13 protein-coding genes are annotated in these 15063 nt (G+C 62.3%); 9 read left to right on the top strand and 4 right to left on the bottom strand.

The genetic code is table 11. From position 1 onward, the window contains the following. The 3 genes from ftsA to lpxC form a co-directional block, all read left to right on the top strand. The coding region (ftsA, locus tag ACQKPZ_RS26930; RefSeq protein WP_427544109.1) for a cell division protein FtsA at positions 1-725 on the top strand (725 nt) is incomplete at its 5' end. A 55-nt stretch (positions 726-780) separates the two neighbouring features. Continuing rightward, positions 781-1977: a cell division protein FtsZ gene (ftsZ, locus tag ACQKPZ_RS26925; protein ID WP_284354440.1), complete on the top strand. Its 1197-nt coding sequence runs from the start codon at positions 781-783 to the stop codon at positions 1975-1977. A gap of 112 nt (positions 1978-2089) precedes the next feature. Further along, a complete protein-coding gene (gene lpxC, locus ACQKPZ_RS26920; RefSeq protein WP_391127704.1) occupies positions 2090-3001 on the top strand; it encodes a UDP-3-O-acyl-N-acetylglucosamine deacetylase in 912 nt (303 codons plus the stop codon). A gap of 53 nt (positions 3002-3054) precedes the next feature. On the opposite strand, the gene ACQKPZ_RS26915 is transcribed toward lpxC, so the two are convergent. Next, positions 3055-3510 (bottom strand): DUF721 domain-containing protein, encoded by a 456-nt coding sequence (locus tag ACQKPZ_RS26915; protein ID WP_003251875.1) that lies wholly within the window; start codon positions 3508-3510, stop codon positions 3055-3057. 378 nt (positions 3511-3888) lie between these two features. On the opposite strand from ACQKPZ_RS26915, the gene secA reads away from it, so the two are divergent. From secA to ACQKPZ_RS26895, 4 genes are all read left to right on the top strand, one after another. After that, positions 3889-6624: a preprotein translocase subunit SecA gene (gene secA, locus ACQKPZ_RS26910; RefSeq protein WP_427544106.1), complete on the top strand. Its 2736-nt coding sequence runs from the start codon at positions 3889-3891 to the stop codon at positions 6622-6624. A 177-nt stretch (positions 6625-6801) separates the two neighbouring features. Continuing rightward, the gene (argJ, locus tag ACQKPZ_RS26905) at positions 6802-8019 is read left to right on the top strand and encodes a bifunctional glutamate N-acetyltransferase/amino-acid acetyltransferase ArgJ (RefSeq protein ID WP_391127711.1); all 1218 of its coding nucleotides are present in this window, start codon (positions 6802-6804) and stop codon (positions 8017-8019) included. A 139-nt stretch (positions 8020-8158) separates the two neighbouring features. After that, positions 8159-8791, top strand: a complete 633-nt coding sequence (locus tag ACQKPZ_RS26900) for a glutathione S-transferase family protein (RefSeq protein ID WP_427544103.1) — start codon at positions 8159-8161, stop codon at positions 8789-8791. Next, positions 8788-9732 (top strand): Nudix family hydrolase, encoded by a 945-nt coding sequence (locus ACQKPZ_RS26895; protein WP_427544100.1) that lies wholly within the window; start codon positions 8788-8790, stop codon positions 9730-9732. The genes ACQKPZ_RS26900 and ACQKPZ_RS26895 overlap by 4 nt, the downstream gene beginning before the upstream one ends. Before the next feature lie 114 nt (positions 9733-9846). On the opposite strand, the gene ACQKPZ_RS26890 is transcribed toward ACQKPZ_RS26895, so the two are convergent. The 3 genes from ACQKPZ_RS26890 to ACQKPZ_RS26880 are packed head-to-tail and all read right to left on the bottom strand — an operon-like array spanning position 9847 to position 13395. Continuing rightward, positions 9847-10413 (bottom strand): cob(I)yrinic acid a,c-diamide adenosyltransferase, encoded by a 567-nt coding sequence (locus ACQKPZ_RS26890; protein WP_427544097.1) that lies wholly within the window; start codon positions 10411-10413, stop codon positions 9847-9849. 1 nt (position 10414) lies between these two features. After that, positions 10415-12439: a sensor histidine kinase gene (locus ACQKPZ_RS26885; protein ID WP_427544094.1), complete on the bottom strand. Its 2025-nt coding sequence runs from the start codon at positions 12437-12439 to the stop codon at positions 10415-10417. A gap of 38 nt (positions 12440-12477) precedes the next feature. After that, positions 12478-13395, bottom strand: a complete 918-nt coding sequence (locus ACQKPZ_RS26880) for a putative 2-dehydropantoate 2-reductase (RefSeq protein ID WP_427544091.1) — start codon at positions 13393-13395, stop codon at positions 12478-12480. Between the two features lie 100 nt (positions 13396-13495). Between ACQKPZ_RS26880 and ACQKPZ_RS26875 the strand changes: the two genes are divergently transcribed. Together ACQKPZ_RS26875 and ACQKPZ_RS26870 are read left to right on the top strand one after the other, a co-directional pair. After that, on the top strand, positions 13496-13981 hold the full coding sequence (locus ACQKPZ_RS26875; RefSeq protein ID WP_391127728.1) for a YajQ family cyclic di-GMP-binding protein: 486 nt from the start codon (positions 13496-13498) through the stop codon (positions 13979-13981). Between the two features lie 114 nt (positions 13982-14095). Then, entirely contained in the window at positions 14096-14935 is an 840-nt protein-coding gene (locus ACQKPZ_RS26870; protein ID WP_391127731.1) for a mechanosensitive ion channel family protein, read from the top strand. The last annotated feature ends 128 nt before the right edge of the window (positions 14936-15063 follow it).

Below are 15063 nucleotides of genomic sequence, written 5' to 3'. Positions count from 1 at the left end.
TGGAAATCGACGACATCATCCTCGAGCAGCTGGCTTCGGCCTACTCGGTGCTGACCGACGATGAGAAAGAGCTGGGCGTGTGCCTGGTGGATATCGGTGGCGGCACTACCGACATCGCCATTTTCACCGAGGGCGCCATCCGCCACACCGCGGTCATCCCGATTGCCGGTGACCAGGTGACCAACGACATCGCCATGGCCCTGCGTACACCCACCCAGTACGCCGAAGAAATCAAGATCCGCTATGCCTGCGCCCTGGCCAAGCTGGCCGGCGCCGGCGAGACCATCAAGGTGCCGAGCGTGGGCGACCGCCCACCGCGCGAGCTGTCGCGCCAGGCCCTGGCCGAGGTAGTGGAGCCACGTTACGACGAGCTCTTCACCCTGATCCAGGCCGAACTGCGCCGCAGCGGATACGAGGACCTGGTGCCGGCCGGCATCGTCCTCACCGGTGGCACCGCGAAGATGGAAGGTGCCGTGGAACTGGCCGAGGAAATCTTCCACATGCCGGTACGCCTGGGCGTGCCGCACAGCGTTCGGGGGCTGAGCGACGTGGTGCGCAACCCGATCTATTCCACCGGAGTGGGCCTGCTCACCTACGGCCTGCTGAAGCAGTCCGAGGACATGGTCCTGACCGGTAACAGCAACAGCAGCAACAACAGCTATGGCGATGAACCGAAGGCCCCAGTACTTGAGCGCTTCAAGAAGTGGGTCCAGGGCAACTTCTAAGTTTCAAAGCAGTAGTGGTAGGCGCAACAACTAGAGAACTGTAAGGAGAGGGAAAATGTTCGAGCTCGTAGACAACGTCCCGCAAAGCCCGGTCATCAAGGTGATCGGCGTGGGTGGCGGTGGCGGCAACGCCGTCAACCACATGGTCAAGAGCAGCATCGAAGGCGTCGAATTCATCTGCGCCAACACCGATGCTCAAGCACTGAAAAACATCGGTGCGCGTACCATCCTGCAATTGGGCACTGGCGTGACCAAGGGCCTGGGTGCTGGTGCCAATCCGGAAGTCGGCCGTCAGGCCGCGCTGGAAGACCGTGAGCGCATCGCAGAAGTGCTGCAGGGCACCAACATGGTGTTCATCACCACCGGCATGGGCGGCGGTACCGGCACCGGTGCGGCACCGATCATTGCCGAAGTGGCCAAGGAAATGGGCATCCTCACCGTAGCCGTGGTGACCCGTCCGTTCCCGTTCGAAGGCCGCAAACGTATGCAGATCGCCGATGAAGGCATCCGCATGCTGGCCGAAAGCGTCGACTCGTTGATCACCATTCCCAACGAGAAGCTGCTGACCATCCTGGGCAAGGATGCCAGCCTGCTGTCCGCCTTCGCCAAGGCCGACGATGTACTGGCGGGTGCCGTTCGCGGTATCTCCGACATCATCAAGCGCCCGGGCATGATCAACGTCGACTTCGCCGACGTGCGCACCGTCATGGGCGAAATGGGCATGGCGATGATGGGTACTGGCTGCGCCAGCGGCCCTAACCGTGCGCGTGAAGCCACCGAGGCTGCAATCCGCAACCCGCTGCTGGAAGACGTCAACCTGCAGGGCGCCCGCGGCATCCTGGTGAACATCACCGCAGGCCCTGACCTGTCGCTGGGTGAATACTCCGATGTGGGTAGCATCATCGAAGCCTTCGCCTCTGACCAGGCCATGGTCAAGGTCGGTACCGTGATCGACCCGGACATGCGTGACGAGCTGCACGTGACCGTTGTGGCCACTGGCCTGGGTGCGCGCATCGAGAAGCCGGTCAAGGTGGTCGACAACACCCTGCAGACCGCCCAGCAGGCGTACGAAGCATCCAACCCTGCACCGGTTCGCCAAGAGCAACCAGCGGTGAACTACCGTGACCTGGAGCGCCCGACCGTGATGCGCAACCAGGCCCATGCAGGTGCTGCCGCAGCCGCTAAACTGAACCCTCAGGACGACCTGGACTACCTCGATATCCCGGCTTTCCTGCGTCGTCAGGCTGATTAATGGAATTTATCAGGGGTATAAAGGTGATTGGTATTCATCAAAGGTTGGGTCTGTTATTATCCCCAGCCTTTGTTGATACCTGTTCGCAATTTGCGCTGAAGCGGCCAATGCCATGATTAAACAACGCACCCTGAAGAATACCATCCGTGCCACAGGTGTCGGTCTGCACTCCGGGGAGAAGGTTTACCTGACCCTCAAGCCTGCACCTGTTGACACCGGCATCGTCTTCCGCCGCGCCGACCTCGACCCTGTGGTCGAAATCGCTGCGCGTGCGGCCAACGTCGGCGAGACAACCATGTCGACGACGCTGGTCAACGGTGACGTCAAGGTCGATACGGTCGAGCACCTGCTCTCCGCCATGGCGGGCCTGGGCATCGATAACGCCTACGTCGAGCTCTCCGCCTCGGAAGTGCCGATCATGGATGGCAGCGCCGGTCCTTTTGTATTCCTGATTCAGTCTGCCGGCCTGGAAGAACAGGACGCAGCCAAGAAGTTCATCCGCATCCTGCGTGAGGTAACCGTGGAAGAGGGCGACAAGCGCGCCACGTTCCTGCCTTTCGAAGGGTTCAAGGTGAGCTTCGAGATCGACTTCGATCACCCGGTCCTCAAGGGCCAGACCCAGAGTGCAGTCGTCGACTTCTCCAGCACGTCGTTCGTGAAGGAAGTCAGCCGCGCCCGCACTTTCGGCTTCATGCGTGACATCGAATACCTGCGCAAGCACAACCTTGCGTTGGGCGGCAGTGTCGAGAACGCCATCGTGGTCGACGAGACTGGCGTGCTTAACGAAGACGGCCTTCGTTCCGATGACGAATTCGTCAAGCACAAGATCCTCGACGCCATTGGCGACCTCTATCTGCTGGGCAACAGCCTGATCGGCGAGTTCAAGGGCTACAAGTCCGGCCACGCGCTGAACAACCAGCTGCTGCGCAAGCTGATTGCTGAAACCGATGCCTGGGAAGTGGTTACGTTCGAAGATGCCAGCACGGCACCGATCTCGTACATGCGCCCTGTTGCGGCCGTGTAAGTTCGAACACTCTCTCTAGTGTTGTAATCAAGGCCACCTTCGGGTGGCCTTTTTTATGGCTTGCCCTGAGCGTGGGCGGCCAACCGCTCCAATGCTGCGCGCAGCTTGGGGTCGGTGATGCCCTCGGCAGTGTCGCGCAGGCTCTCGGCGGCGCTGTTCGACAGCTCGGCCGCGTGCCCGCCACGTTTGGCCGGTACCAGCGGCGGCTGCACCTTGTACAGGATGCGCCGCAGGTTGCCGAAGGCTTCCATGGCCTGTAATGCCGCCAGCAAGCGCTTTTGCTGGTAGCGCAGGCGGGTAGCCCAATGACCGTCGGTTACCACCAGCAACAAGGTGCCGTCACGCCATGAGGCGACATGGCAGTGCTCGCGGGCAGCCGGTTGCAGCTGGCTCTCCAGCAGGCGCTGCAAGTGCTCCAGGCGCTCGGCCTGGTTCAGCAGCAGGCGCAGCGGGCGCACCTGGCGCAGCAGGGCTGAAGGTGGCTGGGCGGGGGAGGGTTTGTAGGCCATGGGGTTCGTATGAGGTTGCAAGAACCGCAGTTTAACACCTCTGTTACCTGTACCGGCCTCTTCGCGGGCTTGCCCGCTCCCACAGGTCACGCACAACCCTGGGACCTGTGGGAGCGGGCAAGCCCGCGAAGAGGCCGGCACAGGCGACAAAAGATAAGACTAATTCTCGATAGCTTTCATCTTGCCAGGCCTTGAACTCAGGGAAAATGCCCCTATCTAAAACAGGCCCCCGCCAAAACGCTGTAATAGCATCGTGGAAATCCACCACTTTCCTCACCATCGTTTCCGGGTAGAATGCTCGTTCGCATGCGGCCTCAGGGCTGCACGGGCGACTCATGGGGCCGCCCTCCATCCCTACGTGTGGAAGATCCTGCCGATATGTTTGCGCCTTTGTTAAAAAAACTTTTTGGAAGCAAGAACGAGCGTGAAGTGAAACGCATGCTCAAGACGGTGAGTATCGTCAATGCCTTCGAAGAGAAGATGGTGGCCCTCTCCGACGAGCAACTGCGGGGCAAGACCGCAGAGTTCAAGGAGCGCCTGGCCAAAGGCGAGACACTGGACCAATTGCTGCCTGAAGCCTTTGCCGTGGCCCGTGAGGCCGGCAAGCGCGTCATGGGCATGCGTCACTTTGATGTGCAGCTGATCGGCGGCATGACCCTGCACGAGGGCATGATCGCAGAAATGCGCACCGGTGAAGGCAAGACCTTGGTCGGTACCCTGGCCGTGTACCTCAACGCACTGTCCGGCAAGGGCGTGCACGTGGTCACCGTCAACGACTACCTGGCCCGCCGTGACGCCAACTGGATGCGCCCGCTGTACGAGTTCCTCGGCCTGTCGGTCGGCATCGTCTCGGCCTTCCAGCCACCGGAAGAAAAGCGCGCCGCCTATGCGTCCGACATTACCTACGGTACCAACAACGAATTCGGTTTCGACTACCTGCGCGACAACATGGCATTCAGCCAGGAAGAGAAGTTCCAGCGTGAACTGAACTTCGCCGTGATCGACGAAGTCGACTCCATCCTCATCGACGAAGCGCGTACCCCGCTGATCATTTCCGGCCAGGCCGAGGACAGCTCCAAGCTGTACATCGAGATCAACCGCCTGATCCCGCGCCTGACGCAGCACATCGAGGAAGTGGAAGGCCAGGTCACCCAGGAAGGCCACTTCACCATCGACGAGAAGAGCCGCCAGGTCGAGCTGAACGAAGCCGGTCACCAGTACATCGAGGAAATGCTCACCCAGGCCGGCCTGCTGGCCGAGGGCGAGAGCCTGTACTCCGCGCACAACCTGGGCTTGCTGACTCACGTCTACGCCGGCCTGCGCGCGCACAAGCTGTTCCACCGCAACATCGAGTACATTGTCCAGGACGGCCAGGTACTGCTGATCGACGAACACACCGGCCGTACCATGCCGGGTCGTCGCCTGTCCGAAGGCCTGCACCAGGCCATCGAGGCCAAAGAGAACCTGAACATCCAGGCCGAGAGCCAGACCCTGGCTTCGACCACGTTCCAGAACTACTTCCGCCTGTACACCAAGCTGTCCGGCATGACCGGTACCGCGGATACCGAAGCGTTCGAGTTCCAGTCGATCTACGCCCTGAACGTGATGGTCATCCCGCCGAACAAACCTCTGGCGCGTAAAGACTTCAACGACCTGGTGTACCTGACCGCCGACGAGAAATACGCTGCGATCATTGCCGACATCAAGGAAAGCATGAAGCAGGGCCGGCCGATCCTGGTGGGTACCGCGACCATCGAAACCTCCGAGCACATGTCGAACCTGCTCAAGAAGGAGGGCATCGACCACAAGGTACTGAACGCCAAGTACCACGAGAAAGAAGCCGAGATCATTGCGCAAGCCGGTGCCCCTGGTGCGCTGACCATCGCCACCAACATGGCTGGCCGTGGTACCGACATTCTCCTGGGTGGTAACTGGGAAGCCGAAGTGGCCACCCTGGAAAACCCGACTGCCGAGCAAGTCGCCCAGATCAAGGCCGGCTGGCAGAAGCGCCACCAGCAGGTGATCGAAGCCGGTGGCCTGCACGTGATTGCTTCCGAGCGCCACGAGTCGCGCCGTATCGACAACCAGTTGCGTGGCCGTTCCGGCCGTCAGGGTGACCCGGGCTCCAGCCGCTTCTACCTGTCGCTGGAAGACAGCCTGATGCGTATCTTCGCCTCTGATCGGGTGAAGAACTTCATGAAGGCACTGGGCATGCAGTCGGGCGAGGCCATCGAACACCGCATGGTCACCAACGCCATCGAGAAGGCTCAGCGCAAGGTCGAAGGCCGCAACTTCGACATCCGCAAGCAATTGCTCGAATACGACGACGTGGCCAACGAGCAGCGCAAGGTGATCTACCACATGCGCAACAGCCTGCTGGCTGCCGAGAACATTGGCGACACCATCGTCGAATTCCGCAAGGAAGTGCTGGACGCTACCATCAGCCAGCACATCCCGCCGCAGTCGCTGCCTGAGCAGTGGGATGTGGCCGGCCTGGAGGCTTCGCTGGCCAGCGATTTCGCCATGAAGCTGCCGATCCAGCAGTGGCTCGACGAGGATGATCACCTCTACGAAGAGACCCTGCGCGAGAAGCTGCTGAACGAGATCACTACTGCCTACACCGAGAAGGAAGACCAGGCCGGTATCGACGCGCTGCGTACCTTCGAGAAGCAGATCCTGCTGCGCGTGCTGGACGACCTGTGGAAAGACCACTTGTCGACCATGGACCACCTGCGTCACGGTATTCACCTGCGCGGCTATGCGCAGAAGAACCCGAAGCAGGAGTACAAGCGCGAATCGTTCACCCTGTTCCAGGAGCTGCTCGAGTCGATCAAGCGCGACACCATCCGCGTGCTGTCGCACGTTCAGGTTCGCCGCGAAGACCCGGCCGAAGAGGAAGCTCGCCTGCGCCGCGAGGCCGAGGAGCTGGCCAGCCGCATGCAGTTCCAGCATGCCGCTGCCCCAGGCCTTGAAAGCGGGCAATTGAGCGAGGAGGGCGACGAAGTGGCCGTTGCCTCGGCACCTGTACGCAACGACCAGAAGCTGGGCCGCAACGAGCCGTGCTGGTGTGGTTCGGGCAAGAAGTTCAAGCATTGCCACGGGCAGATCGAGTGATCTGACCAGGCTGTTGTAACCTGAAACATCCGGGGGCCGCTTTGCGGCCCATCGCGACACAAGGCCGCTCCTACAGGAATCGCGACAATCCTGTAGGAGCGGCCTTGTGTCGCGATGGGGCGCGAAGCGGCCCCGCTCTTCCATCACCTGTTCACCGTATTTTCTAGGAGCGCTCTAATGGCTGTTGGTCTTGGTCCTTTGCCCACCCTGCACCCGGTTCCGGGTTTTGAACTCGGCATCGCTTCTGCCGGCATCAAGCGCCCTGGGCGCAAGGATGTGGTGGTCATGCGTTGTGCCGAAGGCTCCAGCGTGGCTGGCGTGTTCACGCTCAATGCCTTCTGTGCAGCGCCAGTGATCCTGTCCAAACAGCGTGTACAGGGCACCGTGCGCTACCTGCTGACCAACACCGGTAACGCCAACGCCGGTACTGGCGCGCCAGGCCTGGCTGCTGCCGAGCGTACCTGCGCCAAGCTGGCCGAGCTGACAGGCGTGCCGGCTGAATCGGTACTGCCATTCTCCACCGGCGTGATCGGCGAGCCGCTGCCGGTCGAGAAGATCGAAGGTGCGCTGCAGGCCGCCCTCGACAATCTGTCGGAAAACCACTGGGCTGAAGCTGCCACCGGCATCATGACCACCGACACCCTGCCCAAGGGTGCCAGCCGCCAGTTCCAGCACGATGGCGTGACCGTGACGGTCACCGGCATCAGCAAGGGTGCAGGCATGATCCGCCCGAACATGGCCACCATGCTCGGCTACATCGCTACCGACGCCAAGGTTGCCCCGGCGGTGCTCAAGGACCTGATGCTGGACGGCGCCAACAAGTCGTTCAACCGCATCACCATCGATGGCGACACTTCGACCAACGATTGCTGCATGCTGATCGCTACCGGCAAGGCCAATCTGCCTGAAGTGACCGAAGCCAGCGGTGCGCTGTTCGAAGCGCTGAAAAAGGCCGTGTTCGAAGTGTGCATGGAAGTCGCCCAGGCCATCGTCCGTGATGGTGAAGGCGCTACCAAGTTCGTGACCGTGCAGGTCAACGGTGGCGGCAACCATCAGGAGTGCCTGGACGTGGGCTATGCGGTGGCGCATTCGCCACTGATCAAGACCGCGCTGTTCGCCTCCGACCCGAACTGGGGCCGTATCCTCGCCGCCGTTGGCCGTGCGGGCGTGCCGGAGCTGGATGTGAGCCTGATCGACGTGTATCTCGACAACGTGTGCATCGCCAGCCAGGGCGGCCGCAGCCCAAGCTACACCGAAGCGCAAGGTTCGGCCGTGATGGCCCAGGAAGAGATCACCATCCGTATCGAACTGGGCCGTGGTGCGTGCAGCGAAACCATCTGGACCACCGACCTGTCCCACGAATACGTGAAGATCAACGCCGAATACCGTACCTGATGTAACTGGGGCCGCTGTGCGGCCCGATCGCGACACAAGGCCGCTCCTACATGAGTTCGCGCTGTAACTGTAGGAGCGGCCTTGCGTCGCGATGGGCTGCACAGCAGCCCCAAAAAATCCAAACCGATGGAGCCGAACCATGAGCTATCACCTGATCATCGGCGACAAGCTGTATTCCTCCTGGTCGCTACGTGGCGCCCTGGCCCTCGAGCTGGCCGGCGTGCCCTACGAAGAATCCCTGATCAAACTCAATCAGCCTGACACCCGTCAGCGTATCCTCGCTTATTCCGCCACCGGCAAGGTCCCGCTGCTGAAGACCGAGCACGGTGTGATCGCCGACTCGCTGGCCGTTGCCGAATACCTCAACGAACGCCACCCCGAGGCCCAGCTGTGGCCGGCCGACGTTGCTGCCCGTGCCCAGGCCCGTTCGGCCTGTGCGCAGATGCACAGCGGGTTCTTTGCGCTGCGTGGCGCCATGCCGTTCGACCTCTCGCGTGACAAGGCCCTGGACGATATGCCGCTGGACGTGCAGATCGACATCGACCGTATCGTCGCGCTGTGGTCCGAATGCCGTGTGGTGGCCAAGGACAGCGGGCCATTCCTGTTTGGCAAGCCGAGCCTGGCCGATGCCTTCTTCGCCCCGGTGGCCGTGCGCCTGCGCACCTACCGCGTGGAGGTACCCGCAGAGGCGGCCGCCTACATCGAAACCATCTATCAGTGGCCAGCCTTCAAGGCTTGGCAACAGGCCGGCCTGGCGGAGCGTGAAGGGTGAAACGGATTCATGTAGTAGCTGCTGTCATTCGTGGCAATGACGGCCGTATCCTGATTGCCCGCCGGGCGGATACCCAGCACCAGGGTGGCCTGTGGGAATTCCCTGGTGGCAAGGTGGAAGCGGGCGAAAGCGTGGAGGCAGCGCTGGCCCGTGAGCTGTGCGAGGAGCTGGGCATCGAGGTGACCCGCTCGCGTGCGCTGATCAAGGTCAGCCATGACTACCCGGACAAACAGGTGCTGCTGGATGTGCGCGAAGTTGACGCGTTCACCGGCGAGCCCCATGGCGCCGAGGGGCAGCCGCTGGAATGGGTGGCCCCGCGCGACCTGCCCCAATACGAGTTCCCTGAGGCCAACAAGCCGATCGTGGCTGCCGCGCGCCTGCCGGATCAGTACCTGATTACCCCGGATGGCCTGGAAGTGCCGCAGATGCTCAAGGGCATCCAGAAAGCAGTGGCCAATGGTATTCGCCTGATCCAGTTGCGTGCCCCGGACATGTACGACCCCAAATACCGCGACGTGGCGGTGGATGCGGTCGGGCTATGCGCAGGTAAAGCACAGCTGATGCTCAAAGGGCCGCTGGAGTGGCTGGGCGACTTCCCCTCGGCGGGTTGGCACCTGACGGCAGCACAGCTGCGCAAGTATGCAGCCAAGGGCCGGCCGTTCCCCAAGCAGCGCTGGCTGGCGGCGTCCTGCCACAGCGCTGAGGAACTGGCGCTGGCAGCGCAGATGGATGTGGACTTTGTCACCTTGTCGCCGGTGCAGGCTACCCAGACCCATCCCGAGGCGGTGCCATTGGGCTGGGATGAGGCGCAGCGTTTGATTGCCGGGTTCAACAAGCCGGTCTACCTCTTGGGTGGGGTAGGGCCGGGTGAGCGTGAGCAGGCCTGGGAAGCCGGCGCACAAGGTGTGGCCGGGATTCGGGCGTTCTGGCCTGAGGCCTGAGCAATTGGGGCCGCTTGCGGCCCATCGCGACACAAGGCCGCTCCTACAGGAAAACGCGATCCCCTGTAGGAGCGGCCTTGTGTCGCGATGGGCTGCAAAGCAGCCCCAAAACTATCAGCCTTGAGGCTTTTCAGCAGGCTGCCACAACACCTCAGCCACCCCCTGCCGCCGGCCAATGATCCGCGCCGCCACAAACAGCAGATCCGAAAGCCGGTTGATGTACGCCAACCCAACACCTTCCAACGGCTCCAGCGCATTCAACTGCTGGCAGCGCCGCTCTGCGCTGCGCGCCAGGCTACGGCACACATGCGCCTGCGCCACCAGCGCCGAACCACTGGGCAGAATGAAGTTCTTCAACGGCCCCAAGTCGTCGTTCCATGCATCGATGGCCGCTTCCAGCCGCTCAACTTCCGCCAGGTTCAACGCCTGGTAACTCGGCATCGCCAGCTCGCCCCCCAGGTCGAACAAACGGTGCTGACACGGTGCCAGCACGGTGCTCACCTCATCCAGCCCTTGCTCGTCCAGCCCGGCCAGCAGCAAGCCCAGCTGGCTGTTCAGGCTGTCTACCTCGCCAATCGCCTCGATCCGCGGGTGGTCCTTGGGCACCCGTCGACCATCGCCCAGGCCGGTTTCGCCCTTGTCGCCGGTACGCGTGTAAATCTTCGACAGGCGGTAACCCATGTCACTTCTCCGTGTTGGCCGGCATCGCCGGCTGGCCGAGGGGCAGGCGCAGGGTGAAGCAGGTGCCCTGGCCGGGCGTGGACTGCACTTCCATCTGCCCCTTGTGATTGTTGGTGATGATGAAATATGAAACCGACAAGCCCAGCCCGGTGCCCTGGCCGATTTCCTTGGTGGTGAAAAATGGCTCGAAGGTGCGTTTGCGCACTGCCTCGGGCATGCCGACGCCGTTGTCCTCGACCTGGATTTCCGCCCACGGCGGGTTCAGCCGCGTGCGCAGGGTAATGCGCCCTGGCTCACTCGGCTGCGGGCGCAAGTGGATGGCTTGGGCGGCGTTCTTCAGTAGGTTGAGCAGCACCTGTTCCAGTTCGTTGGCCGTACAGGGCACTGGCCCGAGCGCGGGGTCGAACTGGCGCACGATGGCCTGGCCCTTGAAGTCGAAACCGATGGTCAGGTCGAAGTCGTTGCCGGCAATTTCCACCGCCTGGTCGATCAGGGCTGGCAGGTCGCACGGTGCCAGCTGACGGTTGCTACGGCGGCTGAAGCTGAGCATGTGGGTAACGATCTTGGCTGCCCGTGCGCCGGCCTGCTGGATGCCATCGAGCAGTTGCGGCACTTCACGGCTGGCCAGGTAACGGTTGACCGTGGGCAGGTCGATGCCCAGTTCTTCGGCTTGCTCCTGGTTGCGCGGCAACTCTGGCGACAGGCGCCGGCGAATGTTCTGTACGTTGTGCAGGATAGCGCCTAGCGGGTTGTTGATTTCGTGGGCCATGCCCGCCGCCAGGCCACCGACCGAGAGCATCTTCTCGGATTGCACCATCATCTCTTCCAGCGACAGGCGCTGGGTAATGTCGTCGATACGGATGACCACGCCGCGCCCGCCGCCGCCGGTCAGCGGATAGAAGGTCAGGGCGTAGTGGCGCAGGTCGTCCCCCTTGGGCCAGGTAACCCGCTCCACCTTCGCCACCCGGTGCTTTTCCACGGTGTCCTTCAGTTGTGGCAGGAACGGCTTTAGCGGCTCGAAGGCAATGAACACCGGCTGGTTCAGGGCTTCGTCCAGTGGCGTGCCGGAAAGCACCGTGGCTTCGTGGTTCCATTGGGTCACGTAAAGCTGTTCGTCGAGGGCGATCAACGCCGAGGGCATCGAGTCGATGATGCTGTTGAGGTAGTTCTGAAAGCCGGTGAGCTTTTTTTCGATCTTGCTGCGCACCTGCACTTCCAGCTCCAGCTTGCGGTTGGTATGGCGCGTTTCCTCGGCCAGGCCCTGGGCCTGGTCGTAGGCATCCTGGAACTCGTCGCGAGCGCGCTTGAGCTGCTGCTCGCGGGCCTCGATGCGCGACAGCATGGTATTGAAGGCTGCGGCCAGGCTGCCGATTTCGTCGTCGTTGCCACGTGTGGCCCGCAGCGCGTAGCTCTCTTCACGCGTGACCTGGCGGCTGAGCTCTTCAAGCTGATGGATCGGCTGGGTGATCAGGCGTTTGATTTGCCGGGCGATGACGATCCACAGCAGGATGCTGAACACCAGGATGCCCAGGCTGGCGCTGAGGGTGCCGGTGTAGAAGGCGGTGGGCAGCTCGCTGCTGGCCACCAGCAGCAGGTGCGCTGGCGGGTTGGCGTCGCGCGGGATGCGGATCAGCTGGGTGCTGCGAAACTCCATCAGGCGCCAGCCATCGATGTTGCGAAAACGCTTGGGCAGGGCCAGCGGCTCGCCATGCTGCAACTGCGCCAGCATGCGGCCGTCGCCACCGTACACGGCGGCGGCACGCAATGGTGTGTAGCTGTCCAGCTCCTTGAGCAGGGCGTTGGCGGTGTCCGGGGTATCGCCGGCGCGGGCGGCAAGCTGAGGGTTGGCCACCAGCCTGCCGATGGTCTGCAGTGCCTGGGGGGCCATGCTTTCCTGGGTTATCCAGTAGGCCGCACTGATGAAGGTAAGGTTGGCCACCAGCAGGATGGTTACCAGCAATACCAGCAGGGCCGCCAGCAGCTTCTGCCCGACCGGGAGGTTTTCCAGGCGTTGGCGCAAGGTCATGGGCTAGGCAATGTCCGTATCCGGTTTAAAGGGCCGCATCAATCGCAGGGCAAACCACGTGTGCGCAAGTTATCGACCAGGCGCTGGTGCAGGTGTTCCAGCTGGGGCAACTGTAGCCCGTGGCGGCCGGCTGCACGGCAGGCATGGCCGAGCAGGTAGTGCACCTCGGTGCGCCGGCTGGCGCGCACGTCCTGGTACATGGAAGAGTAGTTGGCTGCGGTGGCGAGGATAACCCGCTGCACTTCTTCGTCCAGTTCAACCGCAGCTTGCGGCTGGCCACAGCGGCGCAGCAACTCGACCAGTTCGGCGCACAGTGCGTCCACTTCACCCAGGTGCCCCAGCAATCCGCCGTTCTGGCAGTCGTGCAGCACGGTCAGCGGGTTGATGGCGCAGTTGAGCGCCAGCTTGCGCCACAGGCGGGTGAGTATGTCCACGGTCCACTCAGCGGGGATGCCGGCTTCGTGCAAGTCATCGAACCAGGTGGGGGTGGCCGGGTTGCGTGGGTCGCCTAGCCAGTTGAAGCCGTGGCCGGCAAAGCGCACCTGCCAGTCGCCCTCACGGAAGGCGCCTTCGGTGCTGGAGGCAAAAATGCAGCGTGCGTGGGGCACCAGGTCGGCCACTTCGTCCTGGCTGCCCAGGCCGTTCTGCAGCAACAGCACTTCGGCACCCTCGGCCAGCCGTGTTGCCACACCGGCAATGGCCGGGGCGGCATCGTAGGCCTTGCAGGCCACCAGCAGACGGTGGATCGGGCCATGTGCCTGCGCGGTTTCTGCGGGGATGGCGTAGTAGTGGGGCTGGTCCTGTTCGATCAGGGTCAGGCCGCGGGCTTGCTGGTAGGCCTGCAAGCGTTGCCCGTCCCGCAGGATCAGGCGCACTGCCTTGCCCGCGCGCGCCAGGCGGCAAGCCCACAGGCTGCCCAGGCTGCCGGCGCCGAGAATATGCCAGGTGCTGCTCATATGCGTTTCGCAACCCGTTATAATGAGTCCGCATTTTAACCGTCAAACCCAGCGCGCTCCATCTTCAGCCTGAGCGCGCTTTTATTTTGGGAGAACAACCATGCCTTCGTTCGACGTGGTATCGGAACTGGACAAGCACGAAGTGCAGAACGCGGTCGACAACGCCATCAAGGAACTGGACCGCCGCTACGACCTCAAGGGCAAGGGCACCTTCGAGTTCAAGGAAAAGGACCAGACAGTGATGCTCACTGCCGAGGAAGAGTTCCAGCTCGAAGCGATGCTGGAAATCCTGCGCTTGGCGCTGGTCAAGCGCAAGATCGACGTGAAGTGCCTGGAAACCAAAGACCCGTACCCATCGGGCAAGGAAAAGAAACAGGAAGCCAAGTTCCGCGAAGGCATCGACAAGGACCTGGCCAAGAAGATCGTCGCCACCATCAAGGATGGCAAGCTGAAAGTGCAGGCCGCTATCCAGGGCGAGCAAGTACGCGTAACCGGCAAGAAGCGTGACGACCTGCAAGAAGCCATTGCCCTGCTGCGCACCAAAGAGTTCGACATGCCGCTGCAGTTCAACAACTTCCGCGACTGATGCAGGTAATGCCCGGAACCCCGATGGCCAAATGATGTCCATCGGTTCCATGGCCGCGTTGCGGGTTGCGGCCGGTTTTACCGTGTACATGCCGCCAGGCATCAGGAGATGAATATGGATTTGAACGCTGAAGTCGATCAGCTCGTCCGCCAGTCCCAGACGTGGATTCCGTTGATCATGCAATACGGCAGCCGCCTGCTGCTGGCGCTGCTGACACTGGCCATTGGCTGGTGGCTGATCAACCGGGTAAGTGCGCGCCTTGGCAAGCTGGCCGGGTTGCGCGCCGACGCGGCCCTGCAAGGGTTTATCAGCACCTTGTCGAACATTGTGCTGAAGGTGCTGCTGTTCGTCAGCGTGGCGTCGATGATCGGTATCGAGACCACCTCGTTCGTCGCTGCCATCGGTGCCGCAGGCCTGGCCATCGGCCTGGCGCTGCAAGGCAGCCTGGCGAATTTCGCTGGCGGCGTGCTGATCCTGATGTTCCGCCCGTTCCGCATTGGTGACTGGATCGAGGCGCAAGGCGTGTCGGGTACGGTCGACAGCATCCAGATCTTCCACACCGTGCTGCGCACCGGTGATAACAAGACAGTGATCATGCCCAACGGCAGCCTGTCCAACGGCATCATCACCAACACCAACCGCCAGCCGACGCGCAAGGTGGTGTTCGATGTGGGCGTGGACTATGAGGCTGACCTGCAAAAGGCCCGTAACGTGCTGCTGGAGCTGGCGCAGGACCCACGCGTGCTGCCCGACCCGGCACCGCAAGCGGTGATTTCGACCCTGGGCGACAGTTCGATCACCGTGTCGCTGCGCCTGTGGACCAAGACTGCCGACTACTGGGATGTGATGTTCATGCTCAATGAGCATGCGCGTGACCGGTTGAAGGCTGAAGGAATCGACATCCCGTTTCCGCAGCGGGTGATTCGTGTGGTGCAGGAGACAGCCGCGCAGTAATTGCGTTGTAAAGCCGGGGCCGCTTCGCGCCCCATCGCGACACAAGGCCGCTCCTACAGGGGTTACGCGATCTCTGTAGGAGCGGCCTTGTGTCGCGATAGGGCCGCAAAGCGGCCCTGCCATCTCAA

Origin of the sequence: Pseudomonas sp. NPDC089547 (assembly GCF_050280665.1) — a bacterium.
Lineage (GTDB): Bacteria > Pseudomonadota > Gammaproteobacteria > Pseudomonadales > Pseudomonadaceae > Aquipseudomonas.
This window is presented reverse-complemented; position numbering and strand designations above follow the sequence as displayed.

Bases quoted from the DNA above. Each gene is read 5' to 3' on its own strand.
- ftsZ (WP_284354440.1), top strand. From the start codon at position 781: ATGTTCGAGCTCGTAGACAACGTCCCGCAAAGCCCGGTCATCAAGGTG.
- lpxC (WP_391127704.1), top strand. From the start codon at position 2,090: ATGATTAAACAACGCACCCTGAAGAATACCATCCGTGCCACAGGTGTC.
- ACQKPZ_RS26915 (WP_003251875.1), bottom strand. From the start codon at position 3,510: ATGGCCTACAAACCCTCCCCCGCCCAGCCACCTTCAGCCCTGCTGCGC.
- secA (WP_427544106.1), top strand. From the start codon at position 3,889: ATGTTTGCGCCTTTGTTAAAAAAACTTTTTGGAAGCAAGAACGAGCGT.
- argJ (WP_391127711.1), top strand. From the start codon at position 6,802: ATGGCTGTTGGTCTTGGTCCTTTGCCCACCCTGCACCCGGTTCCGGGT.
- ACQKPZ_RS26900 (WP_427544103.1), top strand. From the start codon at position 8,159: ATGAGCTATCACCTGATCATCGGCGACAAGCTGTATTCCTCCTGGTCG.
- ACQKPZ_RS26890 (WP_427544097.1), bottom strand. From the start codon at position 10,413: ATGGGTTACCGCCTGTCGAAGATTTACACGCGTACCGGCGACAAGGGC.
- ACQKPZ_RS26885 (WP_427544094.1), bottom strand. From the start codon at position 12,439: ATGACCTTGCGCCAACGCCTGGAAAACCTCCCGGTCGGGCAGAAGCTG.
- ACQKPZ_RS26880 (WP_427544091.1), bottom strand. From the start codon at position 13,395: ATGAGCAGCACCTGGCATATTCTCGGCGCCGGCAGCCTGGGCAGCCTG.
- ACQKPZ_RS26875 (WP_391127728.1), top strand. From the start codon at position 13,496: ATGCCTTCGTTCGACGTGGTATCGGAACTGGACAAGCACGAAGTGCAG.
- ACQKPZ_RS26870 (WP_391127731.1), top strand. From the start codon at position 14,096: ATGGATTTGAACGCTGAAGTCGATCAGCTCGTCCGCCAGTCCCAGACG.